The organism is Pseudonocardia thermophila (assembly GCF_900142365.1).
GTDB lineage: Bacteria > Actinomycetota > Actinomycetes > Mycobacteriales > Pseudonocardiaceae > Pseudonocardia > Pseudonocardia thermophila.
The window spans coordinates 32666-56664 of record NZ_FRAP01000002.1 but is presented as its reverse complement, the minus strand read 5'-3'; the positions used below and the strand labels follow the sequence as shown (position 1 = coordinate 56664).

Sequence of the window (23999 nt, the reverse complement as noted above, 5' to 3'; positions counted from 1 at the left end):
CGAACACCGGCCGCTACCAATCGCGGCCACCCGGGGTCTCCAGCCGCCTGCGCAGCAGCCTGAGGAACTCCCGGGCGGCCGCGCCGGTCGACGGGGCCCGGTAGGTCACGACGACCGAGCAGGCCAGCCGCGGATCCGTCGTGAAGGGAATGCCCGCCGCGCCGAGGCGCTCGCACACCGCCAGTGGCAGCACGGCGGCGCCGACACCCGCTCGGACCAGCGACTCCAACCGGTCCGAGCGGGCCACCGCCGCTGGGGTCGCGGGGCCGCCGGGGAGCCGGTCGAGCAGCACGCGCGAGGCGCTGCCCGCGGGCCCGGCCAGCACCGGATCCGGCACCTCCCCAGCGAGCCCGAACCGCCGGGTCGCGACGGGGACGGTCACCGCGCGGCCGAACCGGCGCAGCGGGCCGGGCCGCAGCCCGAACCCGATGTCCGCCGTCCCGTGGACGACCGCGGTCCCGGGTTCGCCCTCTGGTTCGACGATCTCGACGGCGACGTCCGGCCACGTGCCCCGGTAGGCACCGACCAGCTCGGCGACCGGGGACTCGACCAGCTCGTGGGCGACGCACAGCACCAGCCGCTGGCCCGCCGGATCGCCGACGCTGCGGGCCGCATCGTCCAGCTCGTCCAGCTCGCCGGCCAGCCGGCGGGCGAGCGGGAGGAACCGGCGGCCCGCGTCGGAGAGCACCACCCGGCGACCGGCCCGGCGGAACAGCTCGGCCCCGACGACCTCCTCCAGCCCGCGCATCGCGACCGTGAGCGTCGGCTGCGAGATGTGCAGGGCCCGCGCCGCGGCCGTGTACCCGCGGTGCTCGACGATCGCGAGGAAGTAGCGCAGCTGCCGGGCGTGCATCGGATCAGGCCCCGGCCCGCCGCTCGGCGGCCCGGTCGGTCAGCAGTGCGTGCAGCAACGCGGCCCCGCCGGTCGGGGGTTCGGCGGGGCGCACCACGTAGACGGGCAGCGTGACCGCGGGGACCACGCGGCGCACCACCACCCCCGGGGCAGCGGGAGCGACCGCCTCCAACGTGGTCCACGCCATCCCCGCTCCCGCCCGCACCAGAGGGACCAGCATCGCGCGGTGGGCCGTCGCGATCCCGGCGCGGCGACGCACCCCGGCCCGCGCGAGCACCCGCTCCACCAGCCGCCGCGACACCGCGTCCTGCGTGGTGGTCACGACGTCGAGATCCGGCAGCTCGGTGACGGGCAGCGGATCGGGCAGGTCGGCGCAGGCCGGCGGGAGCACGACGCAGCACTCGTCGTGCGCCACCGGATCGAGGACCAGCTCGCGGCGATGGCTCCACCGCACGTCCCGGGCGTCCAGGTAGCCGATCCCGAGGCCGGTGCGGCCGTCGCGCACCGCGGCGAGCAGCTCCGGCGCGGTGCGGGCCTCCCGGATCTCGACGCGCAGGTCGGGGGCCTGCTGCCGGGCCCGGCGGACAGCGCGGGCCAGGTGTTCGGCCGCGCTGTCCAGCGCGGTGACCCGCACCAGCTCGGCCGCGGCCCCGGCGCGCCCCGCCGTGAGCGTCTCCATCGTCGTGGCGACCCGCCGGGCCCGGCGCAGCAGCAGGTCGGCGGCGGGCGTCGGCACCACCCCGTGCGGGGTGCGCACGAACACCTCGCCGCCGACCTCGCGCTCCAGCCGCCGCAGCTGCTGGGACACGGCCGTCGTCGTGGTGCCCAGCAGTTCAGCGGCCCCGGAGAGCGACCGCGCCTCGTCGAGCGCGAGCACCAGCTCGACCTGGGCGAAGTCCACGGCCCTAGCGGTCGCGCGAGTAGCTCGTGGGCACGAGCAGCTGGGAGTGGGTCCGCGCGACGAGCGGGCCGTGCCGGCCGTTGGTCTCCGCCCGGACCTTCTGCCACTCGGGGTCCGCGGCGAACCGCGCCCAGCCCTCCGCCCGCTCGGCGGGGGACTCCCACTCCATGAAGTAGACGAGATCACCCTCGCCGGGCCCGCAGGTGATCTCGTAGAAGCCGCGCGCACGCAGGCCGAGCCGCTCGAAGATCGGCGCGGTGTGCTCGGCGAAGCGGGCGTGCAGGTGCTCCCGGTTGTGCGGGAACAGCTCGTAGTGCCGCAGTTCCAGCAGGCTCACGACGGCGCCCCCGCCGGAACGGACATGTGCGTGTTGGTGCGCCTGCGGACCCGCCACGCCCCGGCCGGGTCGCGGACCAGCTCGTCGCGGTACTGCCCCGCGGTGGTGATGGTGTACCCCGCCTCGGCGGAGCCGGTGACGTAGAGGTAGTCGGTGATCGCGACCGCTTCGTCCCCGTTCACCTCGATGTTGGGCTCGCTGAGGATGTGCTTGCCGCGCGGCGGACCGGCGGCCCGGCGGTCGTTCAGCTCCCGGACCGCCGCCCGCCCCTCGACCCGCAGGTCCCCGGCGTGCAGGACGAAGTCCTCGGTGAGGATGCCGGTGATCCACTCCTCGTCGGCGTAGGAGTCGTCGAGCTGCATCCAGCGGGTCAGCACGCGCCGGATGGCGGCTTCGTCGGACGTCGTGGCCATGGCTCGTCGCCCTGATCAGACGATCTGCCGGGTCGGCTCGGCGGGGTCGTAGTACACCGAGAACTTGTAGATCTTGCCGTCGCGCCACCACACGTGGTCGGTGGAGCGCATCCTGAACTTCTTGCCCGTCGCCTTGACGGTGTCGCCCACCGTGCCGTCGTTGATGCTCACGGTGGTGTCGAGATCGCCCTTCAGCGTGCCGGTGATGATGAACTCGACCGCGCAGCAGTCGCCTGCGTCGATCACCCCGTGCTCGGGGTCGACCTCGAGCTTCAGATCGGAGAAGGCGTTCTGGTTGGCCACGAAGCGCGAGATGGCCTCCTCCTTGCCCTTCATCGTCCGCTCGGGGGTGATGAAGACGATGTCGTCGGCGAACAGGTCGGCCATCTTGCTGACGTCCCGGCGCTCCAGCGCCTTGTACGCCTCCGAGAAGCGGTCGAAGAGCTCGCTCATTGGGTTCCACCTATCCCTCGGTTCGCGCGCCATCGCACGAGATGCGGAGGTCAGGCTAGGAGAATCTGATTGCTGCAGTCAAGCGATAGTTTCTATCAGTATTTCCCTGGGAGCGGGTTGACACACGCTGACCTGCACCCGTAGCTTTGCGCCTCGATCTCAGTTGAGAGTCGATATCAGATTGGCGTCACCGTGGCAGAGCAGCTGGTGGTGGAGGGTCTGCGGGCCGGATACGGCCGCATCGAGATCGTGCACGGCATCGATCTGCGCGTCGAGCCCGGTGAGGTGGTGGCGCTGCTCGGGCCCAACGGGGCCGGCAAGACCACCGCGCTGCTGACGATCACCGAGCACCTGCACCCGTTCGGAGGGCAGGTCCGCATCGGCGGCACGCGGCTCACCGGCGGCCCGCACCGCATTGCCCGGGCCGGGATCGGGCTGGTCGCGGAGCGCTCGGTGTTCGCGTCGCTGACCGCCGAAGCCAACCTCGCGCTCGGCGTGGGTGGAGTCGCCGCAGCCGTGGAGCTGTTCCCCGAGCTCGGCCCGCTGCTCCCCCGCCGCGCAGGCATGCTCTCCGGTGGCGAGCAGCAGATCCTCGCCCTGGCCAGGGCGCTGGCCGCCCGGCCCCGCTTCCTACTGCTCGACGAGGTCTCGGCCGGGCTCGCCCCGCTCGTCGTGGAGCGGCTGTTCGGGGCGGCGCGGCAGGCCGCGCGCGAGCGCGGCGTCGGGATCCTGCTGGTCGAGCAGCAGGTCCGCCGGGCCCTGACCGTCGCCGACCGAGGCTACGTCCTGCAGCGCGGCGTCGTCGTGGCCGAGGGTCCGGCCGCCGAACTGCGGGCGGCCTTCGAGCACACCGCGAGCACGGGCACGGGCGCGCTCTACCCGTCCTGAGAGGACCGACGATGAAGTTCGGCACCACGATCATGGGCCTGTCGCTGCGGAAGCTGCCCGAGCTGGCCGCGGCGTACGAGGAGAACGGGTTCGAGTCGGTGTGGATGCCGGAGCACCTGGTGTTCCCGGCCGATCCGCCCACCACCTATCCGTACAGCCCGGACGGCCATCCGCCGTTCCAGCCGCGCACCCCCGTCTACGACGTGTGGGTCCTCTTCGGCTTCCTGGCCGCAGCGACCAGCCGGATCCGGTTCGCGACCAACGTCTACGTGCTGCCGCTGCGCCACCCGCTGCAGACGGCCCGCTCGGTGGTCACCCTGGACCGGGTGACCCGCGGCCGGGTCACGCTCGGGGTGGGGGTCGGCTGGCTCGCCGACGAGTTCACCTACCTGGGCCTGCCGTTCGCTGACCGCGGCCGGCGCACCGACGCCGCGATCGACGCGATCCGCCGGCTGTGGCGCGAGGAGCGGATCGAGGTCCACGACGAGTTCTTCGACTTCGGCCCGGTCGCGTTCGAACCGAAACCGATCCGCCCGGAGGGCATCCCGATCGAGGTCGGCGGGGTCAGCCGGCGCGCGTTGCGCCGGGCGGGCGCCCGCGGCGACGGCTGGATCGAGGTCGGCTGCACGGACGTGGCCGAGGTGAAGGAGAAGCTCGACGTCGTCATGGAGGCCCGGCGGGCGGCCGGGCGGACCGGCCCGTTCGAGGTGACGCTGTGCGGCGAGCTGGCCTTCCGGCCCGATCTGTACGCCGAGCTGGCCGATCTCGGCGTGACCCGGGTGGTCGTCGATCCGCGGCGCGACCTGGGTGAACGCCTGGAGCTGGGCGCGACGGTCGACTGGGCCAAGCGGTTCGCCGACGACGTGATCTCCCGTCACACGTGACACCCGTGGAGCTGCCGGGCGAGCTGGCCGGCGTCACCGCGGAGTGGCTGAGCGCGGCGCTCTCGCAGGACCGGCCCGGTACCCGGGTCGCGACCGTCCGCCGCGGCGCGCCGACGGTGCGGTTCGCCGCCGGGGTGCCGCTCGCGGTGACGTACGCAGCCAACCCGGCCGGGCTGCCCGAGGCGCTGTACCTGAAGACCACCCTGGGCCTGGACGTGGGCCGTCTGCGGGCCGCCGCGGCCCGGGAGACCCGCTTCTACACCGAGTTCGCCCGCACCGTGCCGGTGCGGGTCCCGGAGTGCTTCTTCGCGGCCACCGACGACCGCACCGGCCATTCGGTGCTGGTGCTGGCCGATCTGTCCGGCGCCGCCCGGTTCGGCGATCCGCGCCGCCCGCTCGGGGTCGCCGAGCTGCGCGACGGGCTGGCTCAGCTCGCGCTCCTGCACGCCGCCTGGTGGGACGCACCGCCGGCCGGCGTCGAGCCGTACCCGGGGGACCTGCGGCCGGTCGTGCTCGGTCTGCTCGCCGGGGACGGGTGGCGGCGCGCCCTCGACCGGCCCGCCGGATCGCTGGTGCCACAACCACTGCGCAGCCCTGCGCTCGTGGTCGAGGCGACGGAGCGGATGTGGCGGTTGCAGGACGGGCAGGCGGTCACTGTGCTGCACGGCGATCCGCACCTGGGCAACACCTACACCGGCGTCGACGGGCGCCTCGGCTTCCTGGACTGGCAGGCGCTCTCGGCCGGCCCGTACGCCTACGACGTGACGCGCTACCTCGTGGGGAGCGCGAGCGTGGCCGTCCGCCGCCGCTACGAGCGCGAGCTGCTGCTCGGCTACCTGGAGGCGCTGCGCCGCCGCGGGGTGGCCCAGCCGCCCACGCCCACCGAGGCGTGGACGGCCTACCGGCGCAACGTCCTGCACGGGCTGCGCTTCCTCTGCACGCCGCCCGGCACGTACCCCGAGGCAGCGATCGAGGCCTACGTGCGCCGGTGCGTGGCCGCCGCGGAGGACCTGCAGGCGCTGGCCGCGCTCGGCCTGTGAACGCCGGGACCCGCCACGACCTGCACGGTGGACGGTGCGGCGCACCGATCGGCCCGGCTCAGGTCGGCGGCTCAGGTCGGCGGCTCAGATCGGCGGCTCAGATCAGCAGAGCCATTCCCAGGAGGGGACGGGGTGCATCGTCTGGTTCCACCGGCCCGAGTAGGCACGCGCACGGGACCGTGATCGTGATCGCCCGCCGCTCCGGACCGGTCTTCTCGTACGCCCCGGTCACGATCGGCGGCCCGCCGTCCGCGGGCGGCTCCTCGAAGGCTGCCTCCAGCAGTGCTCCGCGCGGGTCGCGCCGTTCACGTCGACCCAGTCGGTGATCTCGACCCCTCGCTGGTTCCCCGGCACGCACCCGTCCACGATCCGCGTGGTGGCGTGGCCGTGGATGGCGGCGGTCACGGGATCGCACTGCACCTGCGCCTCGGCCCGGTCGGACGCGGCGGCGTTCGTCGAGCGCGTCTCGATCCACCGCTGCACACTGCCGCTCGCCAGCACGTCCACGGCGTGGGTGACCTCCTCGACCAGCGCGTCCCCCTTCGGCGAGCACGAGCGACTCCTGCGGCCCCTGGAAGTCCGGCCCCACCCACCGCTAGGTCACCGTGGTACCACCCGCCTCGACCCGGTTCAGCCAGATCCGCCCGGCGAACGTACGAGACCGTGCCTCACCCTCGACCCGCACCGGGCCCGCGTCGACCACCGCGCCGTTGTGCGTCCACACGTACGCCACCCGCATCGGACGACTGGTCCTGATCACGCCGGTGGCCGTGATCGGCTCCGCCGGCGGACAGTTCTGATCGCCTCGTCGAGGGTCTCGACGGACGGCGAATCGCAAGTCCGATGTGGATCGGGTCGACGCCGCGGAGGGCCCGTGCCGGCCTGACCGTCAGTAGGAGCGCGGCAACCGCAGCACGTTGTGCGCGATGTAGTTCAGCGCCATCTCCTGGCTGACCGGAGCCAGCCGCAGAAGCCGCGCCTCCCGGAAGTAGCGCTCCACGTGGTACTCGCGGGCGTAGCCGAACCCACCGTGGGTCTGCACGGCGCGGTCAGCGGCGAAGAACCCGGCATCGGCGCACAGGAACTTCGCCGTGTTCGCCTCCCGCCCGCAGGGCCGACCGGCGTCGTAGAGCCGGGCGGCGCGGCGGGCCATCAGCCGGGCGGCGTCGAGCCGGGCAGCGGCCTCGGCGAGCGGGAACGAGATCCCCTGGTTGGCGCCGATCGGCCGGCCGAACACGTCGCGTTCCTTCGCGTAGCGGACGGCGGCGTCGAGCGCGGCCCGGCCGATCCCGATCGCCTCGTGCGCGAGCAGGATCCGCTCCGGGTTGAGCCCGTCGAGCAGGTACTCGAAGCCCCGGCCCTCCTCGCCGACCCGGGCCCGTTCCGGCACCGGCAGGTCGTCGATGAACAGCTCGTACGACGACACGGCGTTGCGGCCCATCTTCGGGATCGCCCGCATCTCGACGTGTGCCGGATCGAGATCGGCCAGGAACAGCGTCAGCCCGTCGGTGGGCTTGGCCACCTCCTCGCGCGGGGTGGTCCGGGTGAGCAGCAGGACCTTCTCCGACTGACCCGCCTTGGTGATCCACACCTTGCGGCCGGACACCACGTAGTCGGTGCCGCGGCGGCGGGCGAAGGTGGTGATGCGGGTGGTGTCGGTGCCGGCGTCGGGCTCGGTGACGCCGAAGCAGACGTGCAGGTCACCGGCCGCGGCGCGGGGCAGCACCTCGGCCTTCAGCTCGGCGGAGCCGTGCTTGGCCACCACGTTGAGGCCGAAGATCGTCAGGTGCATGGTGCTGCACCCGTTCATCCCGGCCCCGGATGCGGCGACCTCCTCGAGCACGAGCGCGGCCTCCAGCACGCCGAGCCCGCCGCCGCCGTACTCCGTGGGGATCGCGACGCCGAGCCAGCCGGCCTTCGCGAACGCCTCGTAGAACTCCCACGGGAAGGCGTCGCGCAGATCGTGGTCGGCCCAGTACTCGGGAGGGAATTTCGCCGCCAGCTCGGCGACGGCGCGCTGCAGGTCGCGCTGGGTGTCGGTGAGGTCGTCGGGCAGGGCGGTCACCGGGCCATCATCTCCTCGCTCGCCAGGTAGTCCGACTTCAGCCCGCGCTTGTCCGGTTTGCCGGTGGGCAGCCAGCCGATCTCGTCCTCGGCGCGGACCACGTAGCGGGCCGGCCGCTTGTACGGCGCCAGCTCGCGACGAGCCAGCTCGGCCACCGCGTCGAGGTCGATCTCCCGGCCCGGAGCGGGCACGAGCACCGCCACCACCGCCTCCCCGACCTGCGGGTCCGGCACCCCGAAGACCAGAGCGTGCCGCACGGCGTCGGCGGACTCCAGCACGACCTCGATCTCGCGCGGGGACACGTTCGCCCCGCGCGTCTTGACCATCTCCGTGTAGCGGCCGAGGAACTCCAGCCCCCACTCGCGGCGGGCCACCCGGTCGCCGGTGTGCAGCCAGCCGTCCGGGTCGAACGTGTCCTCCCGCTCCTTCTTGTAGTAGCCCTGCAGGGCGGCGAAGCCGCGCACGCACAGCTCGCCCTCCTGGTCCGGCCCGAGCTCCTGCCCGGTCTCCGGGTCGATCACCTTCGTCTCGATGCCGAACCAGTTGCCCATCGTCTCGCTCATCCCGCGGTGGCGGACCGGCCCGGGCACCGGGGTGCCGAGCACCCGGTCGAGGTAGGCCCGGTCTCGCCGAGCGTACGACGGCGCGGTGCGCAGCGCCTGCACCAGCGACGGCCACGCCCACACCCGGTCGACCCGCTCCCGCTCCAGCACGTCGAGCACGGCCTCGGGCTCGAACCGCTCGACGCAGCACACCGTCCAGCCGTTCTGCAGCGCCTGGCCGAGGGTCAGCGAGCCGCCGACCCAGAAGAACGGGAAGCCGCAGAAGACCGTGCGCACCTCGCCGGTGAGCCCGACCAGGTCGAACGCGAACCGGGTCGCCTGCGGGCTGGAGTTGCGCACGAGCGCGCCGTGGCTGTGCACCACGCCCTTCGGCAGCGCCTCCGACCCGGACGTGTAGGTGACCTGGGCGAGATCGGCCGGGGTGACCTGCTCCTCGACCGCTGCGACCAGCTCGTCCGCGGACGGCTCACCTGCGCCGAGACCGGCTCGGATCTCCACTCGGCGCAGGTACGGCAGCTGCGGGCTCGGCAGGCTCGCCGGGACGGCCTCGGCGATCAGCGCACGGACGTCGCGGCCGAGGATCTGCGGTGCCGCCAGCAGCACGGCGACGTCGCCGAGGTGCAGCATCGTGCGCAGCTCGGCGGCCGTCGCCAGCGTGCTGAACGGCATGACCAGCGCGCCGATGCGCAGGGCGGCGAGCCAGGCGACGACGAAGTCGGCGCCGTAGTTGTGGAACAGCCCGACCCGGGTGCCTTTGCCGACGCCGTCCGCGAGCAGCTGCGCGGCGAGCACGCGCGAGCGGCGCTCGGCCTCGGCGAAGGTGAGCCGCTCCTCCCCGACGACCAGCAGGTCGCGGTCGCCGAACTCGGCGGCGGCCCAGCGCAGCACCCCGGGGATCGTGGCGGGGTAGGGCAGCTCGGGCCGCGGCCGGCGCGCGTGCCAGCTCATGCGCCACCGCCGAGCACCGCGAGCAGCGCCTCCTTCACGCCCGCCTCCTTGTCGGCCAGGTCGGCGGGCGGACGCCAGGCCACGTGCCCGTCCGGGCGGACGAGCACGGCTCCCGCCGCGCCCATGCCGACCGGAAGCGTCATCCACGGCAGGCTGCGCACCACCAGCGGTAGGTCACCGGCGGCGACCAGCCGCTCCCCCGCTGCCCGCCACTCGTCCGCCTCCGGCCCGCAGACCAGCACGAAGTCGGTGTCGAACCAGTCGATGGTGGACGTCTCCTCCTCGGGGTCCAGCCACATGTGCGGGAAGCGGGCCCCGGGCCGGTCGGTGGGCCAGTACCGCCGGCGGTCGACCGGCGGGACGGGGCTGCCGTCGTCGACGATCGCGCCGTCGGTGTAGACGTAGCCCATCGCCATGGCCTCGGAGTGGGTGTGCCGCTCGACCTCGAGCAGCGACTCCCGCCAGCGGGCGACGTCCTGCTCGCGGTCGCGGTGCGCGGCGGGGATCTGGACCTGCAGGCGGTGGTGGTTCTCGACCGACCACTCCATGATGTCGCGGGCCACCGGCCGCCGTTCGGTGTCGTAGGTGTCGAGCAACCGGTCCGGCGCCCAGCCGCGCAGCACGGCGGCGAGCTTCCAACCGAGGTTGACCACGTCGCCCAGGCCGGTGTTGAGGCCCAGCCCGCCGGTGGGCGGGATGCAGTGCGCGGCGTCACCGGCGAGGATCACCGGGCCGTGCCGCAGCTGCACGGGCACCTCGGCGCGCATCCGCCAGCGCAGCGCGCTGACCAGCTCGACGTCCAGATCCGGGATGCCCCAGTGCGCCCTGGTCACCTCGACCAGCTGCGACTCGGTGAGCAGCGGCTGGTCGGGGTGGTCGAGCCGCTGCAGGTACAGCCAGCGATCTGCCTTGCTGTCGCTGGCGAGGATCGTGCCGCCGGGGATCGCGGGATCGGTCGGGAACAGGATGAACGAGGCCGTCCGCCGGGCGATCGGCAGGTGGCTGGCGTCGGCCCGGTAGAAGTAGCTGGCCATGTGCTCGAGCGTCCCGGGGCCGACCATCTCGACGCCGAGCCGGTCGCGGATGCCGCTGGCGGCGCCGTCGCAGGCGACGAGGAACCGGGCCCGGACCTCGCAAGCCTCCCCCGTCGCGAGATCGGTGACGACCGCGCGCACGCCGTCGGCGGTGGTCTCGAAGGACTCCATCGACGAGCCGCGCCGCAGCACGGTGTGCTGGTTGCCCGCGACCGCGTCGCTCAGCACCCGCTCGACGACGTCCTGCGCGACGTTGCACTTCGCGACCGGGCTGTGGACGCTCGGCTCGGGGCTGGTCACGCCGAGGACGCGGCCGGTGACGCTCTCGCAGTAGTGCTGCACCCATCCGACGGCCATCGTGTCGTGCTCGGCGTCCGGCTGCAGGCTGCCCGCCCGGATGCGGTCGTCCAGCCCCCACAGGCGGAAGGTCTCCATCGAGCGGGCGGTGAGCCCGCGGGCCTTCGGGTGCCGGGTCGGCTCGGTCTGCCGCTCGACCACGACGTGGTCGATGCCGAACCGGTCGAGCTGGACCGCGAGGGCGAGCCCGACCGGGCCACCGCCGACGATCAGGACGGGAGTCTCGGTGTACGTCATGCAAGATCCAGGTGAGTGCGCAGGTGCAGGGCGATCCGGGCAGCGGCCGCGGCCGCCTCGGGCGTGTCGGGGCAGCTGTGCGGGAACGTGTGCGGGGCCTCCTCGACGACGGACAGGGTGACCGCCCGGCCGGCTGCCGCGAACGCGCCCGCGGTGCGGACGGCGTCGGCGAGCAGCAGCTCCGCGGTGCCGACCTCGATGTGCGTTGCGGGCAGGTCGTGGAACCGGCCGAAGATCGGCGAGACGCCGGGATCGCGCGGATCGGTGCCACCCGCGTAGTTGCGGGCGAGCTCGGCGAGGTAGCCGGGATCGGTCATCGGGTCCGGGCCCCGCTCGTCCGGCCCCGCGCGGGGCGCCGGGTCGCGCGCTGCCGGGGCCCGGGCGAGATCGACCCACGGGGAGATCAGGACGGCCGCCCGGGGCAGCGGCAGCCCGCGGTCGCGGATCCGCATGAGCAGTGCCAGCGCCAGGCCGCCGCCGGCGGACGCTCCGCCGACGGCGGCCGGTGGTTCACCGGTCCGCGACAGCTCCAGGGTGTAGGCAACCTCGGCGTCGTCGAGCGCCGCCGGGTAGGGCGCCTCGGGCGCGAGCCGGTAGGCCGGGGCGAAGAACGCCAGCCCGGTCGCGGCGGCGAGCCGGGCGGTGAATCCCCGGCACAGCTGCGGCGTGCCCGCGCCGTAGCCGCCGGAGTGCAGGTAGAGCACGGTGCCCACCGGCCGCGCCGGCCGCACGATCTCCGAACCCGGCCGCCCGGGACCGGGCACCGCCTCGATCCCGGCGGGCAGAGGGGCAGCGACGGCGGCCGCCGTCCCCGCGGCGGCGAGCGCGCGGTGCGTCGCGAGGTCGGCCACCGGCGGCCGGGAGCGCACGTCCGCGACCACCCGGGCCAGCGCCGCGCTCGGCAGGACCCGCGTCATCGCTCGTCCCCCCGCACGAGCGTGCGGCTGCGCTGCACGACCGGTGGGGCCTCCCGCCAGTCCGGCACCCCGTCGGCGGGGGTGGCCATCGGCAGCCGGTCGTCGTGCAGCGCAGCCCAGTGGGCGTGGTTGACCTGGTGGAGCGCGAACGCGCCGTTGAGCGCGGTGAGGAAGCCGGTGGCGTCCTGCGCCTGGTTGACCGACTCCTTCACCAGCAGCGCGGTGACCGTCGGCACGGCCGCGATGCGGCGGGCGAACTCCAGGGTCAGCTCGTCGATCTCCGCGTCGGGGAAGACGCGGGCGACCATCCCGATCCGGTAGGCCTCCTCGGCGTCCAGCGAGTCGCCGGTGAGCAGCAGCTCCTTGGCCCGCCGCGGCCCGAGCTCGAAGGGGTGGGCGAAGTACTCCGCCCCGCACAGCCCCAGCCGGGTCGCGACGACGTCGGCGAACCGGGTCGTCTCGCTCGCGGTGATCAGGTCGCACGCCCACGCGAGCATCAGTCCGCCCGCGTAAACCGGTCCCTGGGTCTGCGCGATGGTGATCTTGCGCAGGTTCCGCCAGCGCAGCGTGTTCTGGAAGAAGTGGTGCCACTCCTGCAGGTAGCGGAACTCGGCACCGGAGCGGGTGCCGCCGTTCTCGTTGTAGGTGGGATGACGGCCGGGCCCGTCGCCGCGCTCGGCGACCGCGCGCGGTGAGGCGAGGTCGTGGCCGCTGGAGAACACCCCGCCGGCCCCGGCGAGGATCACCACGCGCACCTGGTCGTCGGCCTCCGCGGCGAGCATCGCGGAGTGCAGCTCGGCGATGAGGCCGCGGTTCTGGGCGTTGCGGACCTCGGGCCGGTTGAGCACGATCCGCACGATGCGGCCGTCGTCGTAGGACTCGTGGCGCAGGAACTCGTACGTCATTCGGCTCCTCCCACCACGGCGGGCTGCACCGGGCTGTCGGAGCCCAGGTAGACCTCCACCACCCGCGGATGCGACAGCACCTCGGCGGGCGAGCCCTCGCAGATCACCTCGCCCAGGGCGAGCGCCACGATCCGGTCGCTGGCCTCGGCGACGAGCCGGACGTCGTGCTCCACCAGCAGCACGCCCAGGCCGCGCTGCTCGGCCAGGTGCCGGATCAGCCGGACGATCTCGGCGCGCGCCTCGTCGTCGAGCCCGGAGGCCGGTTCGTCGAGCAGCACGATGCTCGGATCGGTGGCCAGGGTGCGGGCCACCCCGACCAGCCCGCGCTGCCCAGCGGGCAGGTGCTCGGGCGCGACGTCGAGCACTCCGGTGAGGTCGAGCTCGGTGAGCGCGGTGCGGGCCACCTCGGGCAGCGCGATCGCCCGCGGCCGGACGAGGTCGAGCAGGTAGCAGCGGCGGTCCCGGGACTCGGCGGCGACCCGCACGTTGTCCAGCACGGACAGGTCGTCGAACAGCTCCAGCGACTGGAAGGTCCGCCCGATGCCCGCGCGGGTCCGCTGCCGCGGGGAGAGCCCCGCCAGCGACGTGTCGCCGAGGCTGATGCGCCCCGTCGAGGGGACCAGCCCGCAGACCGCGTCGATGATCGTGGTCTTGCCGGCGCCGTTCGGCCCGATCAGCCCGACCACCTCACCCGGCCGCACCTGCAGCGACACCCCGCGCACGGCGACCACCCCGCCGAACCGCACCGTGAGGTCCTCGACCCGCAGGGTGGGCCGCTCCGCGCGGGCCGCCGGGTGGGCGGTCGGGGGGCGCTCGGCACCGGCCCGGCGCGGGCGCAGGAACCGGACCTCGTCCAGCGCGTGCCCGGCGACCTCGGCGAACGTGCGCGCCACCCCGTCCGGGTAGAAGACGAGGTTGACCAGCACGACGACGCCGCTGATGAGGATCACCGCGTCGGTCCACGACTCCCCGACCCGGCTCAGCAGCTCCGCGACCACCCCGCCGGCGCCGGCCAGCCCGGCGACGATCGCGCCGCCGACGTAGCCGATGCCGCCGATCATGGCCTGGATGAGCAGCGTGACCGAGCCGAGCGTCGTGTAGTCGGCGACGTCGAGCCGCGGGAACTGGAACGCGGCGAGCGCCCCGGCGAACCCGCCGAACGCGGCGCCCAGGCCGAACGCGTACAGCTTGGCGCCGAGCACACCGACCCCGGAGCAGGCGGCCGCCCGCTCGCTCGCCCGCACCGCGAGCAGCCGCCGTCCGGTGGGCCCGCGGCGCAGGTTCGCCAGCGCGAGCGCGGCGAGCAGGAACGCCACCCCGGCCAGCGCGGCGTAGCGCACCGGATGGGCGAGGTAGTCGAACGAGAACCCGAGCACGTCCGGCTCGCCGACCGTGAGCCCGGTGAAACCGCCGCCCAGCCCGGGGTTGCGCAGCACCAGCGCCTCGATGGCGAGGCCCAGCCCGATCGTGACGACGGCGAGCTGCAGGCCGCGGGTGCGCAGTGCCGGCAGCGCCACCACCAGTCCGACGACCACCGCCACGGCGGTGCCGAACAGCACCGCCAGCGGGAACGGGAGGCCGAGCCGGGCCGAGCCGTTCGCGGCGGCGAGCGCACCGACGCCGCCGATCGTCAGCTGGGCGAGCGAGACCTGCCCCGCGTACCCGGTGACGAGGACGACCGAGAGCGCGAGGATCCCGGTCAGCGCGCTGTTGGTGAGCGCGAGCCGCCAGTCCCCGCTCGCCCCCGCGAGGACCAGCCCACCGGCGATCACGACGCCGACGAGCGCAGCGGGCCGCAGCGCCCCGGTGCCGACGCGCACCGCCCGGGCGCTCACCTCGCCGCGGGCCGGCAGCACCCGCCCGCGCAGCACGACCATCGCGATGATCACCAGGAAGGGCACCGACTGGGACAGGCCCGGCACGTCCCAGAAGCGGACGATCTCGCTCTGCAGCACCCCGATCCCGAGGCCGCCCACGAGCGTCCACCAGTAGGAGGAGAACCGCCCGACCAGCGCCGCGGCCAGGCCGGGGATCACCGACAGCACCAGCGCCGTGACCGACAGGCCGGTGATCGGAGCGAGCAGCACCCCGGCGAGCCCCGCCAGCACTGCGCCGAGCACCCAGTTCAGGGTCGCGATCCGCGCCGGCGAATGGCCGAGCGCGGCCAGCGCCGCGGGGTTCTCCGCGACCGCCGAGGTGGCCGTGCCGAACCGGGTGCGGCCGTGGACGAACCACAGCGCCGCGGTCAGCGCGACTCCGATCGCCAGCAGGCACAGCCGGTCCGCGCCGACGACGATGCCGCCGCCGAGCGGAACCGGGTCGGTGGGCAGGATCCCGACCATCGGCACCGCGCTGTCGCCCCACAAGACCACGCCGACGCCCTCGATCAGGGTCAGCAGGCCGAGCGTGGCGATCAGCTTGACCAGCGCCGAGCGCTCCCGCAGCCGGTCGAGCACGAGCAGCTGCATCGCTGCCCCGATCGCCGCGGCGACCGCCAGCGCCGCGGCGAGGGCGAGCGGGGCCGGCACCCCCCAGTCGTCGCGGACCAGCTTGAACGTCTGGGCCGCGACGAGCGCGATGCCGCCCTGGGCGAAGTTGAGCAGCCCGGATCCGCGGTGGATCAGGACGATCCCCTGCCCCATCAGGACGTAGGCGGCGCCCACGCCGAGACCGAGCAGGGCGAACTGGAGCAGGTCCATGGAGGTCCTCGGGATCGGGTAGGACGACGGTCAGCCGACGGGGCGCCCGGTGTAGGCGTCGACGAAGCGGGCCTCGATCGGCACGAACTGCCCGCCCTGCAGCCGGGTGTGGACCACGGCGGTGTTGAACAGCCGGGTCACGCCGGGCACCGCCGAGGACGGCTGGTCGAACCGGATCGGCGGGACGAGTCCCAGGTCGAACTCGGTGCCGGAGTCGAGGGCCTTGCGCAGTGACTCCGGGGTCACCTCGGTGGCGCCGGCAGCGGCCTTCGCGAACAGCTGCACGCCCAGGTAGCCGGCGACGGCGAAGTCGTTCTTCGGCGCCTTCGGGTCCACCGCGTCCATGGCGGCGATGAACGCGTCGACGGCGGTGTTGCCCTTGGTGGTCGCCGGCAGGTAACCGGCGGGCGCGAGGATGCCCTCGATGCGGTCACCGAGGCTGCTGATCACCGATGCGTCGACCGAGTTGGCGTCGCTGCCGATCAGCCGGGCGCCCGGGCTCGCCGGGTCGACGGCCGTCATGAACGGGACGAGCTGGGCGGCCTGCAGCGCGATGCCGAACCCGTCGCCGGAGGTGGCCTTCGCAGCGACCGCGGACAGGTCGGTCGCGTCCGGCGGGACGGTGATCAGCGAGACCTCCAGCCCGGGGAAGTGCGGCAGGACCGGCTCCCACAGCGCGGCGAGCGCGCCGCCCTCGGCCGCGGACTCCGGCGCGACGAAGTACAGCTTCCGCCCGCCCCGACCGGCCAGCTGGCTGATCTCGCCGGCGAGCAGCGTGGCGCTGCCCCCGTTGACGTTGTAGGCCACCGGGCTGGTCAGCTCGACGGACTGGGTGAACGGCGCGAGCACGGGGATGCCCGCCCGCTCCAGGACCGCGATGTAGTCGCCCTTGAAGTCGAACGCGCCGACGACCGCGACGACCCCCTCCTCGACGGCCTTCTGGGCGCACTGCGTGGCCTCGTTGGGGTCGCCCTTGGTGTCGCAGGACAGCACCTCGATCCGGGAGCCGGCCACGCCCCCGGCGTCGTTGACCGCCTTCGCCGCGGCCTGCGCCCCGGTCGCGATCTCGGGGAACGGCGTGGGCAGCGCCGCCGAGGCGGTGAACGGCCCGATGGCCATCACCCGGTGGGTACCGGCATCGGTGCTCTCGCCGCTCGGCTCCCCGCCGCCGCAGGCCGAGAGCCCGAGGACGGCGAGCGCAGCCAGTGCGGCGGTCACGGTGGTGCCGAGAGGGCTGCGTCTGGCCATGGATCTACCTCCGTCGTTGGGGGTGGGACCGGGACGAACTGGCTGCCGCACAGCCTCAGCTATTCTGATAGTGACTGTCAAGTGTTAGAAACATTCGTTATTGTGTAGCTGTCGACGACCCCGGCGGCGCGCAGGGCCGCGATGCGGGCGGCGTCGTAGCCCAGCTCGCGCAGGACGGCGTCGGTGTCCGCCCCGTTCGGGGGCGACGGGCGGACCGGCGGGGGCGGGGTGCGGCCGAACCGCGGCGCGGGGGCGGGCTGCACCACGCCGGCGACCTCGACGAACACGCCGCGGGCGCGGTTGTGCGGATGCTGCGGGGCCTCGGAGAGGGCGAGCACCGGGGCGACGCACGCGTCGCGATCGGCGAACACCGCGGCCCACTCGTCGCGGGTCCGGGTGGCGATCACCTCGGCCAGCGCCTGCTTCAGCGCGGGCCAACGGGACCGGTCGTGCTGCGGCCACTGCGCGGGATCGAGGCCGAACCCGCGCAGCATCTCCGTGTAGAACTTCGGCTCGATCGCCCCGACGGCGAGGTAGCCGCCGTCGGCGGTCTCGTAGACCTCGTAGTAGGGGCTGCCGGTGTCGAGCTCGTTGGTCCCGCGCTCCTCGCGCCATTCGCCGAGCGCGCGCAGGCCGTGGATCATCGCGGTCAGCGACGCGACCCCGTCGATCATCGCGGCGTCGACGACCTGGCCCTCGCCGGAACGGGTGCGCTCGTGCAGCGCCGCCAGCACCCCGACGACGAGGAACAGCGCGCCGCCGGCGAAGTCGGCCACCAGGTTGAGCGGTGGCGCGGGCCGCTCCTCCGCCCGGCCGAGCGGGTGCAGCCCGCCGGCGACGGCGAGGTAGTCGATGTCGTGCCCGGCGCGCGGGGCGAGCGGACCCTCCCGGCCCCATCCGGTGACGCGGCCGTAGACCAGGCGCGGATTGACCGCGAGGCAGTCGTCCGGGCCGATGCCCAGCCGTTCGGCGACCCCCGGCCGGAACGGCTCCAGCAGCACGTCGGCGGTGCGCGCCAGGTCGAGCACCAGCTCGCGGGCACCGGGCGCCTTGAGGTCCACGGCGAGCGAGCGCCGGTTGCGCCGCAGCACGTTGCCGGGTGCGCTCACCCGCGGCGGGGCGTCGAGCCGGTCGATGCGCAGGACCTCGGCGCTGAGATCGGCGAGCAGCATCCCGGCGTACGGGCCGGGACCGATGCCGGCGATCTCGACGACCCGCAGGCCGGCCAGCGGTCCGCCGCTCATCGCGGATCGCGGGGCAGCCCGAGCAGGCGCTCGGCGACCAGGTTCTTGACGATCTCGGTGGTGCCGCCGCCGATGGCGGTCATCTGGCTCTTCACGAAGCTGCGCGCCGCCGCGGCACCGGCCCCGTCGGCGAGCGCGACCTGCGGGCCGAGCAGCCGGACGGCCAGCTCGGCGCTGCGGCGGGTGACCGCGGAGCGCACCAGCTTCGTGATCGCGCCCTCCCTCCCGGGCGGGGCGCCGGCGACGGCCCGGGTCGCGGCGCGCACCCCGAGCAGGTCCATCGCCTGCCGCTCGGCGAGCAGCGCCCCGATCTCGGCGTCGGCGCGGTCGTGGCCGAGGGCGCGGCGCGCGCCGAGCAGATCGACGACACCGCCGCCGAACTGCGCGGTGGCGCCGACGGTGACCCGCTCGTTGCCGAGCGTGGAGCGGGCGACGGCCCAGCCGCCGCCGACCGGGCCCACGACGTCCTCGTGCGGCACGAAGTAGCCGTCGAGGAACACTTCGCCGAAGCCGTACTCGTCGCTGGCCTCACGCAGCGGCCGGACCTCGACCCCCTCCCCGTCGAGGTCCACGACCACCATGGTGATGCCGGCCTGCTTCGGCCCGTCGGACGAGGTCCGCACGGTCGCGAGGCCGCGGTTGCACGTGGTGGCGCGACTGGTCCACACCTTCTGCCCGTACAGCCGCCAGCCACCCTCGACCGGCACGGCGCGGGTGGCGATCGCGGCCGCGTCGCTGCCGGCACCGGGCTCGCTGAACATCTGGCACCAGCGCAGCTCCCCGCGCACCGAGGGGCCGATCCAGCGCTCCAGCTGCTCGGGAGTGCCGTGCTGGACGAGGGTGGGGATCACCCACGCGCCGACGCCGTAGTCAGGCCGGGCGAGCCCGGCCAGTTCCGCGTCGGCGGCGAGCTGGGCCGCCGGGCCGTACCCGCGGCCCCACGGCGGCGGCAGCTGCGGCAGCGCGTAGCCCGCGGCGACGAGGCCGGCGCGCTGCTCGTCCGGGGAGCGGCCGGCGAGCCGGCGGGCCAGCTCGCGGGCCTCCGCGCGGACCGGCTCGACCTCGTCCGGGAGATCGACGTGGACGCGGAACGCCGTCCCGGACAGGCGAAGCCGCACCACGTCGGCCGCGGCGGCCGCGGGCGGGACCAGCGCCTGCAGCGCGAGCGCCCGCCGCAGCAGCAGATGGGCGTCGTGCTCCCAGGTGAACCCGATCGCCCCGTGGACGTGCAGCGACGTCTCGGCCGCCGCCAGCGCCCGGGGCAGTGCGACCGCTGCGGCCGTCGCCGCGGCCAGCTCCGCCTCCGGACCGGGGCCCGCCGTCAGCGCCCGGGCCGCGTCCCACGCGACGGCCAGCGCCAGCTCGGCGTCGACGACCAGGTCCGCACACAGGTGCTTGACCGCCTGGAACGCGCCGATGGGTCGGCCGAACTGCTCACGGATGCGGGCGTACTCGACGGCGGCGGTGAGCGCGGCGTCGGCGATCCCCGCGGCCTGCACGGCGGCGAGCGTGCGCAGGACGGCGAGCGCGTGCGGCCGCCGGCCGGGGAGCACGCTGGCGGGCACGTCCTGGAGCCGGGCCGCGAGGAGCGGCTGGGTCCGGTCGACGCCGGTGGCCGCCGCGAGCTCCAGTCCGGGTTCCGCGGCGCCGACCAGCACGAGGTCGTCGCCGACGGCGAGCAGGAGCTGGGCGGCCTCGGCGGAACCCAGCACGACGCCGGCGTCCCCGCTGACGGTGCCTCCGTCCCGGACGAGGGCACCCCCGAGACCGAGGCCGGCGGTCAGGGAGCCATCGGCGAGGCCCTCCAGCAGCTCCGGCCACCGGCCGGGCTCCTCTGCCAGCACGGCCGACGCCACCAGGGTGGGCAGGGCCGGGCCGGGCGCCACCACACGGGCGAGCTCGAACAGCACGACCGCGGTCTGCACGAGACCGGCGCCCGACCCCCCGGCGGGCTCCGGCACGTGCAGTCCCCACCAGCCCTGGTCGGCACAGGTGCGCCACCAGGCGCTCTCCCGCTCGGTGGCGTCGGGGGCCAGGTCGACGACCGCCCGCGCCGCGGCCGCCGCGCCGCGGTCCACGACGACCCTCCGGACGACCTCCTGGAGCGCGGTGTCGTCGGTGTCGAGCGAGAAGGCCGGCGCGGATCCGGGCGAGAACGTCGTCGTCGTCACGCGGGCGACACTACGCCCATAGTGACTGTCTCTGTCAATAAAATGTTACTCTCAAATCATAAGCTGAATCAGCGGCGCAACTCGGAGCGACTATCGTGCTGGTCATGGCTGCACGACCCACCACAGAGCCCGGGACCGCTCCGCGTCGCCTGGTGCGCCTCGAAGCGGTCCTCCGCTCGATCCGGGGCGTCGATCCGGAGACGATCTGCAGCGAGCTCGGAGTCACCCCGGAGGAGCTGGAGAACTGGCGCGACGAGTTCGTCAGGGCGGGCCTGTCGGGGTTCGACGCCGCCGATCCCGAGCCGGATCCGGCCGAGGAGCCGCAGGCCGCGCCGAAGAGCGCCCCGGCCAGGACAGCACCGGAGAAGAAGCCCGAGCCGGAGAAGGACAGGGCGGGCACCAGCTGGCGAGAGCAGGCGGGCCGCCGGGCGGCCAGCAGGCTGCGGCCGGCCGACCCGAACACGGGCGGGCTGCGGGAGCGCAAGAAGGCCCGCACGCGGGCGCTGATCCGCGAGCAGGCGATGCGCCTGTTCCACGAGCAGGGCTACGCGGAGACGACCGTCAACCAGATCGCCGAGGCGGCCGAGGTCTCGCCGAGCACGTTCTTCCGCTACTTCAACACCAAGGAGGACGTGGTCTTCGCCGACGACGCCGAGTCGCGGCTGCCGGACACGTTCGAGGCGATCCCGCCCGACGTCGGCCCGGTGCGGGCCGTGTTCCGCGGCCTGCTCGACGCGATGGCCTCCACCTCGGACGCCGAGTCCGTGCGCCAGCAGGTGCTGCTGTGCCTGTCGGTGCCGGAGCTGCGAGCGGTGCTGTTCGACAACCTCACCCAGCTGATGAACGAGATCGCGGAGCTGGTCGCGAAGCGGGTGGGGCGCGATCCGGGCGACTTCGAGGTGCGCACGTTCGCCGCCGCCGTGCAGGGCGTCTGGTACTCGGTGCTGTTCGACTGGGCCGAGGACCCGGGGATCGATCTCGAGGAGGCGATGATGAAGGCTGCCGACCAGCTGGAACACGGACTGACGCTGTGACCGTCGACTACGCGTTCGATCCCGGCTCGGGCATCGCCACGCTGCGGCTGAACCGCCCGGAGGCGGGGAACGCGCTCGATCTGCCGACGGCCGAGGCGCTGGGGCGAGCCGTGCGAGCGGCGGCCGCCGAGCCGGGGCTGCGCGCGGTCCACCTCACCGCCGCCGGCCCACGGTTCTGCGTGGGCGGCGACGTGCGCGCGTTCGCCGCGCAGCCGGCCGGGGCGACGGCCTACATCGGCGCCGTCGCCGAGCACCTGCACCGCGCGGTGCTCGGTCTCGCGGGGCTGCCGGCACCCGTGCTCACCAGCGTGCGCGGCAGCGCGGCCGGGGCCGGGTTCGCGCTGGCCATGGCCGGTGACGTCGTGCTCTGCTCCTCCGACGCCCGGTTCGTGCTCGCCTACGCCGGGGTCGGGCTCACCCCGGACGGCGGCGCCAGCTGGTTCCTGTCCCGACTGGTCGGCTACCGGCGGGCCGCGGAGCTGACCATGCTGAACCCGGTCGTCGACGCCGAACAGGCACTGGCGTGGGGGCTGGTCACACGGGTGCACGACGATCTCGACGCCGCGGCCGCCGCCGAGCTGGAGCGGCTGGCCGCGGGCCCGTCGCGCGCGCTCGCCCGCACCCGGGCGCTGCTGCACGGGGGCCCGGGCAACGACCTCGCCACGCACCTGGACCTGGAGCGCCACGCACTGCTCTCGTCGACGTGGACCGCCGACGGCGCCGAGGGCATCCGGGCCTTCGCCGAGCGTCGCCCCGCCCGGTTCACGGGAATCTGACTCAAACTGGAAGTCACTCTCAAATAGTGCTAGCTTTCGTCTCGACCGTCACGTGATCGAGTAGGGAGCACCCGTGCCGAACCAGGCCCTCGTCGCCGATCCCGACGCCCCCGGCGCGATCCGGCTCACGACCGTCGCCGACCCGCAGCCCGGACCGGACCAGGTGGTCGTCGAGGTCGCGCACGCGTCGGCGAACTACGGAGAGCTGCGCTACCTGCGCTACCAGGCCCCCGGCATGGTGCTGGGCTTCGACGCCGCCGGCACCGTCGTGCATGCGGCCGCCGACGGCTCCGGCCCGGCCGTGGGCTCGCGAGTGGTTGCGTTCGGCCCCGGCGCGTGGGCGCGCCGGGTCGCGTTCGGGGTGCACAACGTCGCCGTCGTGCCCGACGAGGTCGATCTCGTCGACGCGGCAGCCCTGCCGATGGTCGGCCTGACCGCCCTGCGGGTGCTGCGCTCGCTCGGCTCGGTGCTCGGGCGCCGCCTGCTGGTCACGGGCGCCTCCGGCGGCGTCGGCCGCTGCGCGGTGCAGCTGGCCGCGCTGAGCGGAGCGTCGGTGGTCGCCGTCAGCGGCGACCCGGACAACGCCCCGGCCCTGCGTGCGCTCGGCGCGGAGGAGGTCGTGACCTCCGTCGACGCGGTCGAGGGCCAGGTCGACGGCGTGCTGGAGACCGTCGGCGGCCCGACGCTGATGGCGGCGTGGCACAAGCTCGCCCCGGGCGGGCAGCTGCACAGCATCGGTTGGGCGTCGAACGAGCCGGTCACGCTGGAGACCAACGCGTTCTTCGCGCTGGGCCGGTCGAAGACCCTGCACAGCGCTGGCGACGTCACCGATCCGGCCCCGGACCTGGCACTGCTCGTGTCGCTGGTGCAGAAGGGCAGGCTGTCGCCGGAGATCGGTTGGCGCGGCCCGTGGACCGAGGTCGCCACCGCCGCCGATGCGCTGTTCGACCGGCGCATCCCCGGCAAGATCGTGCTGGACGTCAAGGACTGAGCGCCGCCCGGACGATGTCGGCCAGCTCCAGCGGGGCGTCGCTCTGCACCGCGTGCCCGGCGCCCGCGACGACCCGCACCTGGGCGTCGGGCCGCCGCCGGACGAACTCCGCGGCGTCCTCGTCGGGGACGAACGCGGACGCCCCGCCGCGCACCAGCGTCAGCGGGCACGTCGTGGCGGCGAGATCAGCCCACAGCGGGGAGAAGTCGCGCGGCCCGGCGTTGCGGTCGTAGCGCCAGGCCCAGCGGCCGTCGGGCAGGCGGCGGGTGTTGTGCACGACCCCGCGGCGGATGCTCGCCCGCGACCGGTGCGGCGCGGCGGCTGCGGTGCGCTCGACGATCTCCTCGAAGGTCGCGAAGGTGCGCCGGCCACGGGTGAGCGCGGTCGTGCCCTGTTGCTGCTGCGTCATCGATCGATGCCGCAGGTGGGCGGACGGGGTGACGTCGACGATCACCGCCCGGCGCACCAGGTCCGGGTGCCGCGCCGCGATCCGGATCGCGGTGAGACCGCCCAGCGACATGCCGACCACCAGCTCCGCCCCCGGCGCCCACTCGCGCAGCACCGGCGCGACCGCCTCCGCCGAGGCCCTCGGCATGTAGTCGCGGTCCTCGCGCCAGTCGGAGTGGCCGTGCCCGGGCAGATCGACCGCCAGCGCGGGCTCGCCCAGCGCGAGCAGGACCGTGTCCCACGTGTGCGCGTTCTGCCCGCCGCCGTGCAGGAAGACGATCCGCGGCGGCGCCGTGCCCCACAGCAGCGCGCTCACCCGACGGCCGTCGACCTCGCTGCTCACGCGGCGGACGGCGGGCGGGCCGGGCCAGGCGATCCCGGCCTCCTCGGCGTTCTCGTGGAGCAGGGCGAACTCGCCGTCACGGGCAGTGTCGCCGGCAGAGTCACGGGCAGGGTCGTGGGCAGAGTCGATCATCCTGCCTCCCTTCGCGACGAACCTCTCATCGATCACGGGTGGCCGCGGGTGTGACATCGCTCTCGCGCCGGACGCGACTCGACCGCTCCCGGTCGCCCGGCGTTCACCTGCTCGGGGCG

At 74.4% G+C, this 23999-nt stretch carries 23 protein-coding genes; 6 read left to right on the top strand and 17 right to left on the bottom strand.

What is annotated here, in order from left to right:
- Positions 1-13: 13 nt before the first annotated feature.
- From BUE41_RS02545 to BUE41_RS02525, 5 genes are read right to left on the bottom strand one after another with little or no spacing between them, the layout of a single operon-like run.
- Complete coding sequence (locus BUE41_RS02545; RefSeq protein WP_073455211.1) at positions 14-853, bottom strand: LysR family transcriptional regulator; 840 nt, start codon at positions 851-853, stop codon at positions 14-16.
- Between the two features lie 4 nt (positions 854-857).
- Positions 858-1754, bottom strand: coding sequence for a LysR family transcriptional regulator (locus BUE41_RS02540; RefSeq protein ID WP_073455210.1), 897 nt, complete (start codon positions 1752-1754; stop codon positions 858-860).
- 4 nt (positions 1755-1758) lie between these two features.
- Positions 1759-2091 (bottom strand): NIPSNAP family protein, encoded by a 333-nt coding sequence (locus tag BUE41_RS02535; protein ID WP_200803736.1) that lies wholly within the window; start codon positions 2089-2091, stop codon positions 1759-1761.
- Positions 2088-2504, bottom strand: a complete 417-nt coding sequence (locus BUE41_RS02530; protein ID WP_073455209.1) for a nuclear transport factor 2 family protein — start codon at positions 2502-2504, stop codon at positions 2088-2090. Before BUE41_RS02530 ends, BUE41_RS02535 begins: the two co-directional genes overlap by 4 nt.
- 15 nt (positions 2505-2519) lie before the next feature.
- Entirely contained in the window at positions 2520-2957 is a 438-nt protein-coding gene (locus tag BUE41_RS02525; protein ID WP_073455208.1) for a nuclear transport factor 2 family protein, read from the bottom strand.
- 192 nt (positions 2958-3149) lie between these two features.
- On the opposite strand from BUE41_RS02525, the gene BUE41_RS02520 reads away from it, so the two are divergent.
- From BUE41_RS02520 to BUE41_RS02510, 3 genes are read left to right on the top strand one after another with little or no spacing between them, the layout of a single operon-like run.
- Positions 3150-3845, top strand: coding sequence for an ABC transporter ATP-binding protein (locus BUE41_RS02520; RefSeq protein WP_073455207.1), 696 nt, complete (start codon positions 3150-3152; stop codon positions 3843-3845).
- An 11-nt stretch (positions 3846-3856) separates the two neighbouring features.
- On the top strand, positions 3857-4729 hold the full coding sequence (locus tag BUE41_RS02515) for a TIGR03619 family F420-dependent LLM class oxidoreductase (protein ID WP_073455206.1): 873 nt from the start codon (positions 3857-3859) through the stop codon (positions 4727-4729).
- Positions 4730-4734: 5 nt separating this feature from the next.
- The gene (locus BUE41_RS02510; RefSeq protein ID WP_073455205.1) at positions 4735-5769 is read left to right on the top strand and encodes a phosphotransferase; all 1035 of its coding nucleotides are present in this window, start codon (positions 4735-4737) and stop codon (positions 5767-5769) included.
- Positions 5770-5997: 228 nt separating this feature from the next.
- On the opposite strand, the gene BUE41_RS30640 is transcribed toward BUE41_RS02510, so the two are convergent.
- The 11 genes from BUE41_RS30640 to BUE41_RS02460 all read right to left on the bottom strand — a co-directional run bounded on the left by BUE41_RS30640 (position 5998) and on the right by BUE41_RS02460 (position 20157).
- On the bottom strand, positions 5998-6276 hold the full coding sequence (locus BUE41_RS30640) for a hypothetical protein (RefSeq protein WP_073455204.1): 279 nt from the start codon (positions 6274-6276) through the stop codon (positions 5998-6000).
- Positions 6277-6364: 88 nt separating this feature from the next.
- Positions 6365-6508 carry a hypothetical protein gene (locus BUE41_RS30635; RefSeq protein WP_159444848.1) on the bottom strand — a complete coding sequence of 48 codons (144 nt, stop codon included), beginning with the start codon at positions 6506-6508 and terminating at the stop codon, positions 6365-6367.
- Positions 6509-6658: 150 nt separating this feature from the next.
- Positions 6659-7834, bottom strand: a complete 1176-nt coding sequence (locus BUE41_RS02500; protein ID WP_327194729.1) for an acyl-CoA dehydrogenase family protein — start codon at positions 7832-7834, stop codon at positions 6659-6661.
- Entirely contained in the window at positions 7831-9345 is a 1515-nt protein-coding gene (locus BUE41_RS02495) for a class I adenylate-forming enzyme family protein (protein ID WP_073455203.1), read from the bottom strand. The genes BUE41_RS02500 and BUE41_RS02495 overlap by 4 nt, the downstream gene beginning before the upstream one ends.
- Positions 9342-10973, bottom strand: a complete 1632-nt coding sequence (locus tag BUE41_RS02490; RefSeq protein WP_073455202.1) for an FAD-dependent monooxygenase — start codon at positions 10971-10973, stop codon at positions 9342-9344. Before BUE41_RS02490 ends, BUE41_RS02495 begins: the two co-directional genes overlap by 4 nt.
- Positions 10970-11890, bottom strand: coding sequence for an alpha/beta hydrolase fold domain-containing protein (locus BUE41_RS02485; RefSeq protein ID WP_073455201.1), 921 nt, complete (start codon positions 11888-11890; stop codon positions 10970-10972). Before BUE41_RS02485 ends, BUE41_RS02490 begins: the two co-directional genes overlap by 4 nt.
- A complete protein-coding gene (locus BUE41_RS02480) occupies positions 11887-12795 on the bottom strand; it encodes an enoyl-CoA hydratase (protein ID WP_073455200.1) in 909 nt (302 codons plus the stop codon). Before BUE41_RS02480 ends, BUE41_RS02485 begins: the two co-directional genes overlap by 4 nt.
- A complete protein-coding gene (locus BUE41_RS02475) occupies positions 12792-15494 on the bottom strand; it encodes a branched-chain amino acid ABC transporter permease/ATP-binding protein (protein WP_073455199.1) in 2703 nt (900 codons plus the stop codon). Before BUE41_RS02475 ends, BUE41_RS02480 begins: the two co-directional genes overlap by 4 nt.
- A 30-nt stretch (positions 15495-15524) precedes the next feature.
- Positions 15525-16742, bottom strand: coding sequence for an ABC transporter substrate-binding protein (locus BUE41_RS02470; protein ID WP_073455198.1), 1218 nt, complete (start codon positions 16740-16742; stop codon positions 15525-15527).
- A 77-nt stretch (positions 16743-16819) separates the two neighbouring features.
- Positions 16820-17986 (bottom strand): CaiB/BaiF CoA transferase family protein, encoded by a 1167-nt coding sequence (locus BUE41_RS02465; protein WP_073455197.1) that lies wholly within the window; start codon positions 17984-17986, stop codon positions 16820-16822.
- On the bottom strand, positions 17983-20157 hold the full coding sequence (locus tag BUE41_RS02460) for an acyl-CoA dehydrogenase family protein (protein WP_073455196.1): 2175 nt from the start codon (positions 20155-20157) through the stop codon (positions 17983-17985). Before BUE41_RS02460 ends, BUE41_RS02465 begins: the two co-directional genes overlap by 4 nt.
- 104 nt (positions 20158-20261) lie before the next feature.
- Here BUE41_RS02460 and BUE41_RS31100 point away from each other — a divergent pair, with 104 nt between their 5' ends.
- The 3 genes from BUE41_RS31100 (at position 20262) to BUE41_RS02445 (ending at position 22958) form a co-directional block, all read left to right on the top strand.
- Positions 20262-21191 carry an acyl-CoA-like ligand-binding transcription factor gene (locus BUE41_RS31100; protein WP_200803735.1) on the top strand — a complete coding sequence of 310 codons (930 nt, stop codon included), beginning with the start codon at positions 20262-20264 and terminating at the stop codon, positions 21189-21191.
- Positions 21188-21967 (top strand): enoyl-CoA hydratase/isomerase family protein, encoded by a 780-nt coding sequence (locus tag BUE41_RS02450; RefSeq protein ID WP_073455195.1) that lies wholly within the window; start codon positions 21188-21190, stop codon positions 21965-21967. The genes BUE41_RS31100 and BUE41_RS02450 overlap by 4 nt, the downstream gene beginning before the upstream one ends.
- Before the next feature lie 73 nt (positions 21968-22040).
- Positions 22041-22958, top strand: a complete 918-nt coding sequence (locus BUE41_RS02445; protein ID WP_200803734.1) for a zinc-binding dehydrogenase — start codon at positions 22041-22043, stop codon at positions 22956-22958.
- On the opposite strand, the gene BUE41_RS02440 is transcribed toward BUE41_RS02445, so the two are convergent.
- Positions 22948-23880, bottom strand: a complete 933-nt coding sequence (locus BUE41_RS02440; RefSeq protein ID WP_073455519.1) for an alpha/beta fold hydrolase — start codon at positions 23878-23880, stop codon at positions 22948-22950. The two genes, BUE41_RS02445 and BUE41_RS02440, sit on opposite strands and share 11 nt — an antisense overlap.
- Between the last annotated feature and the right edge of the window lie 119 nt (positions 23881-23999).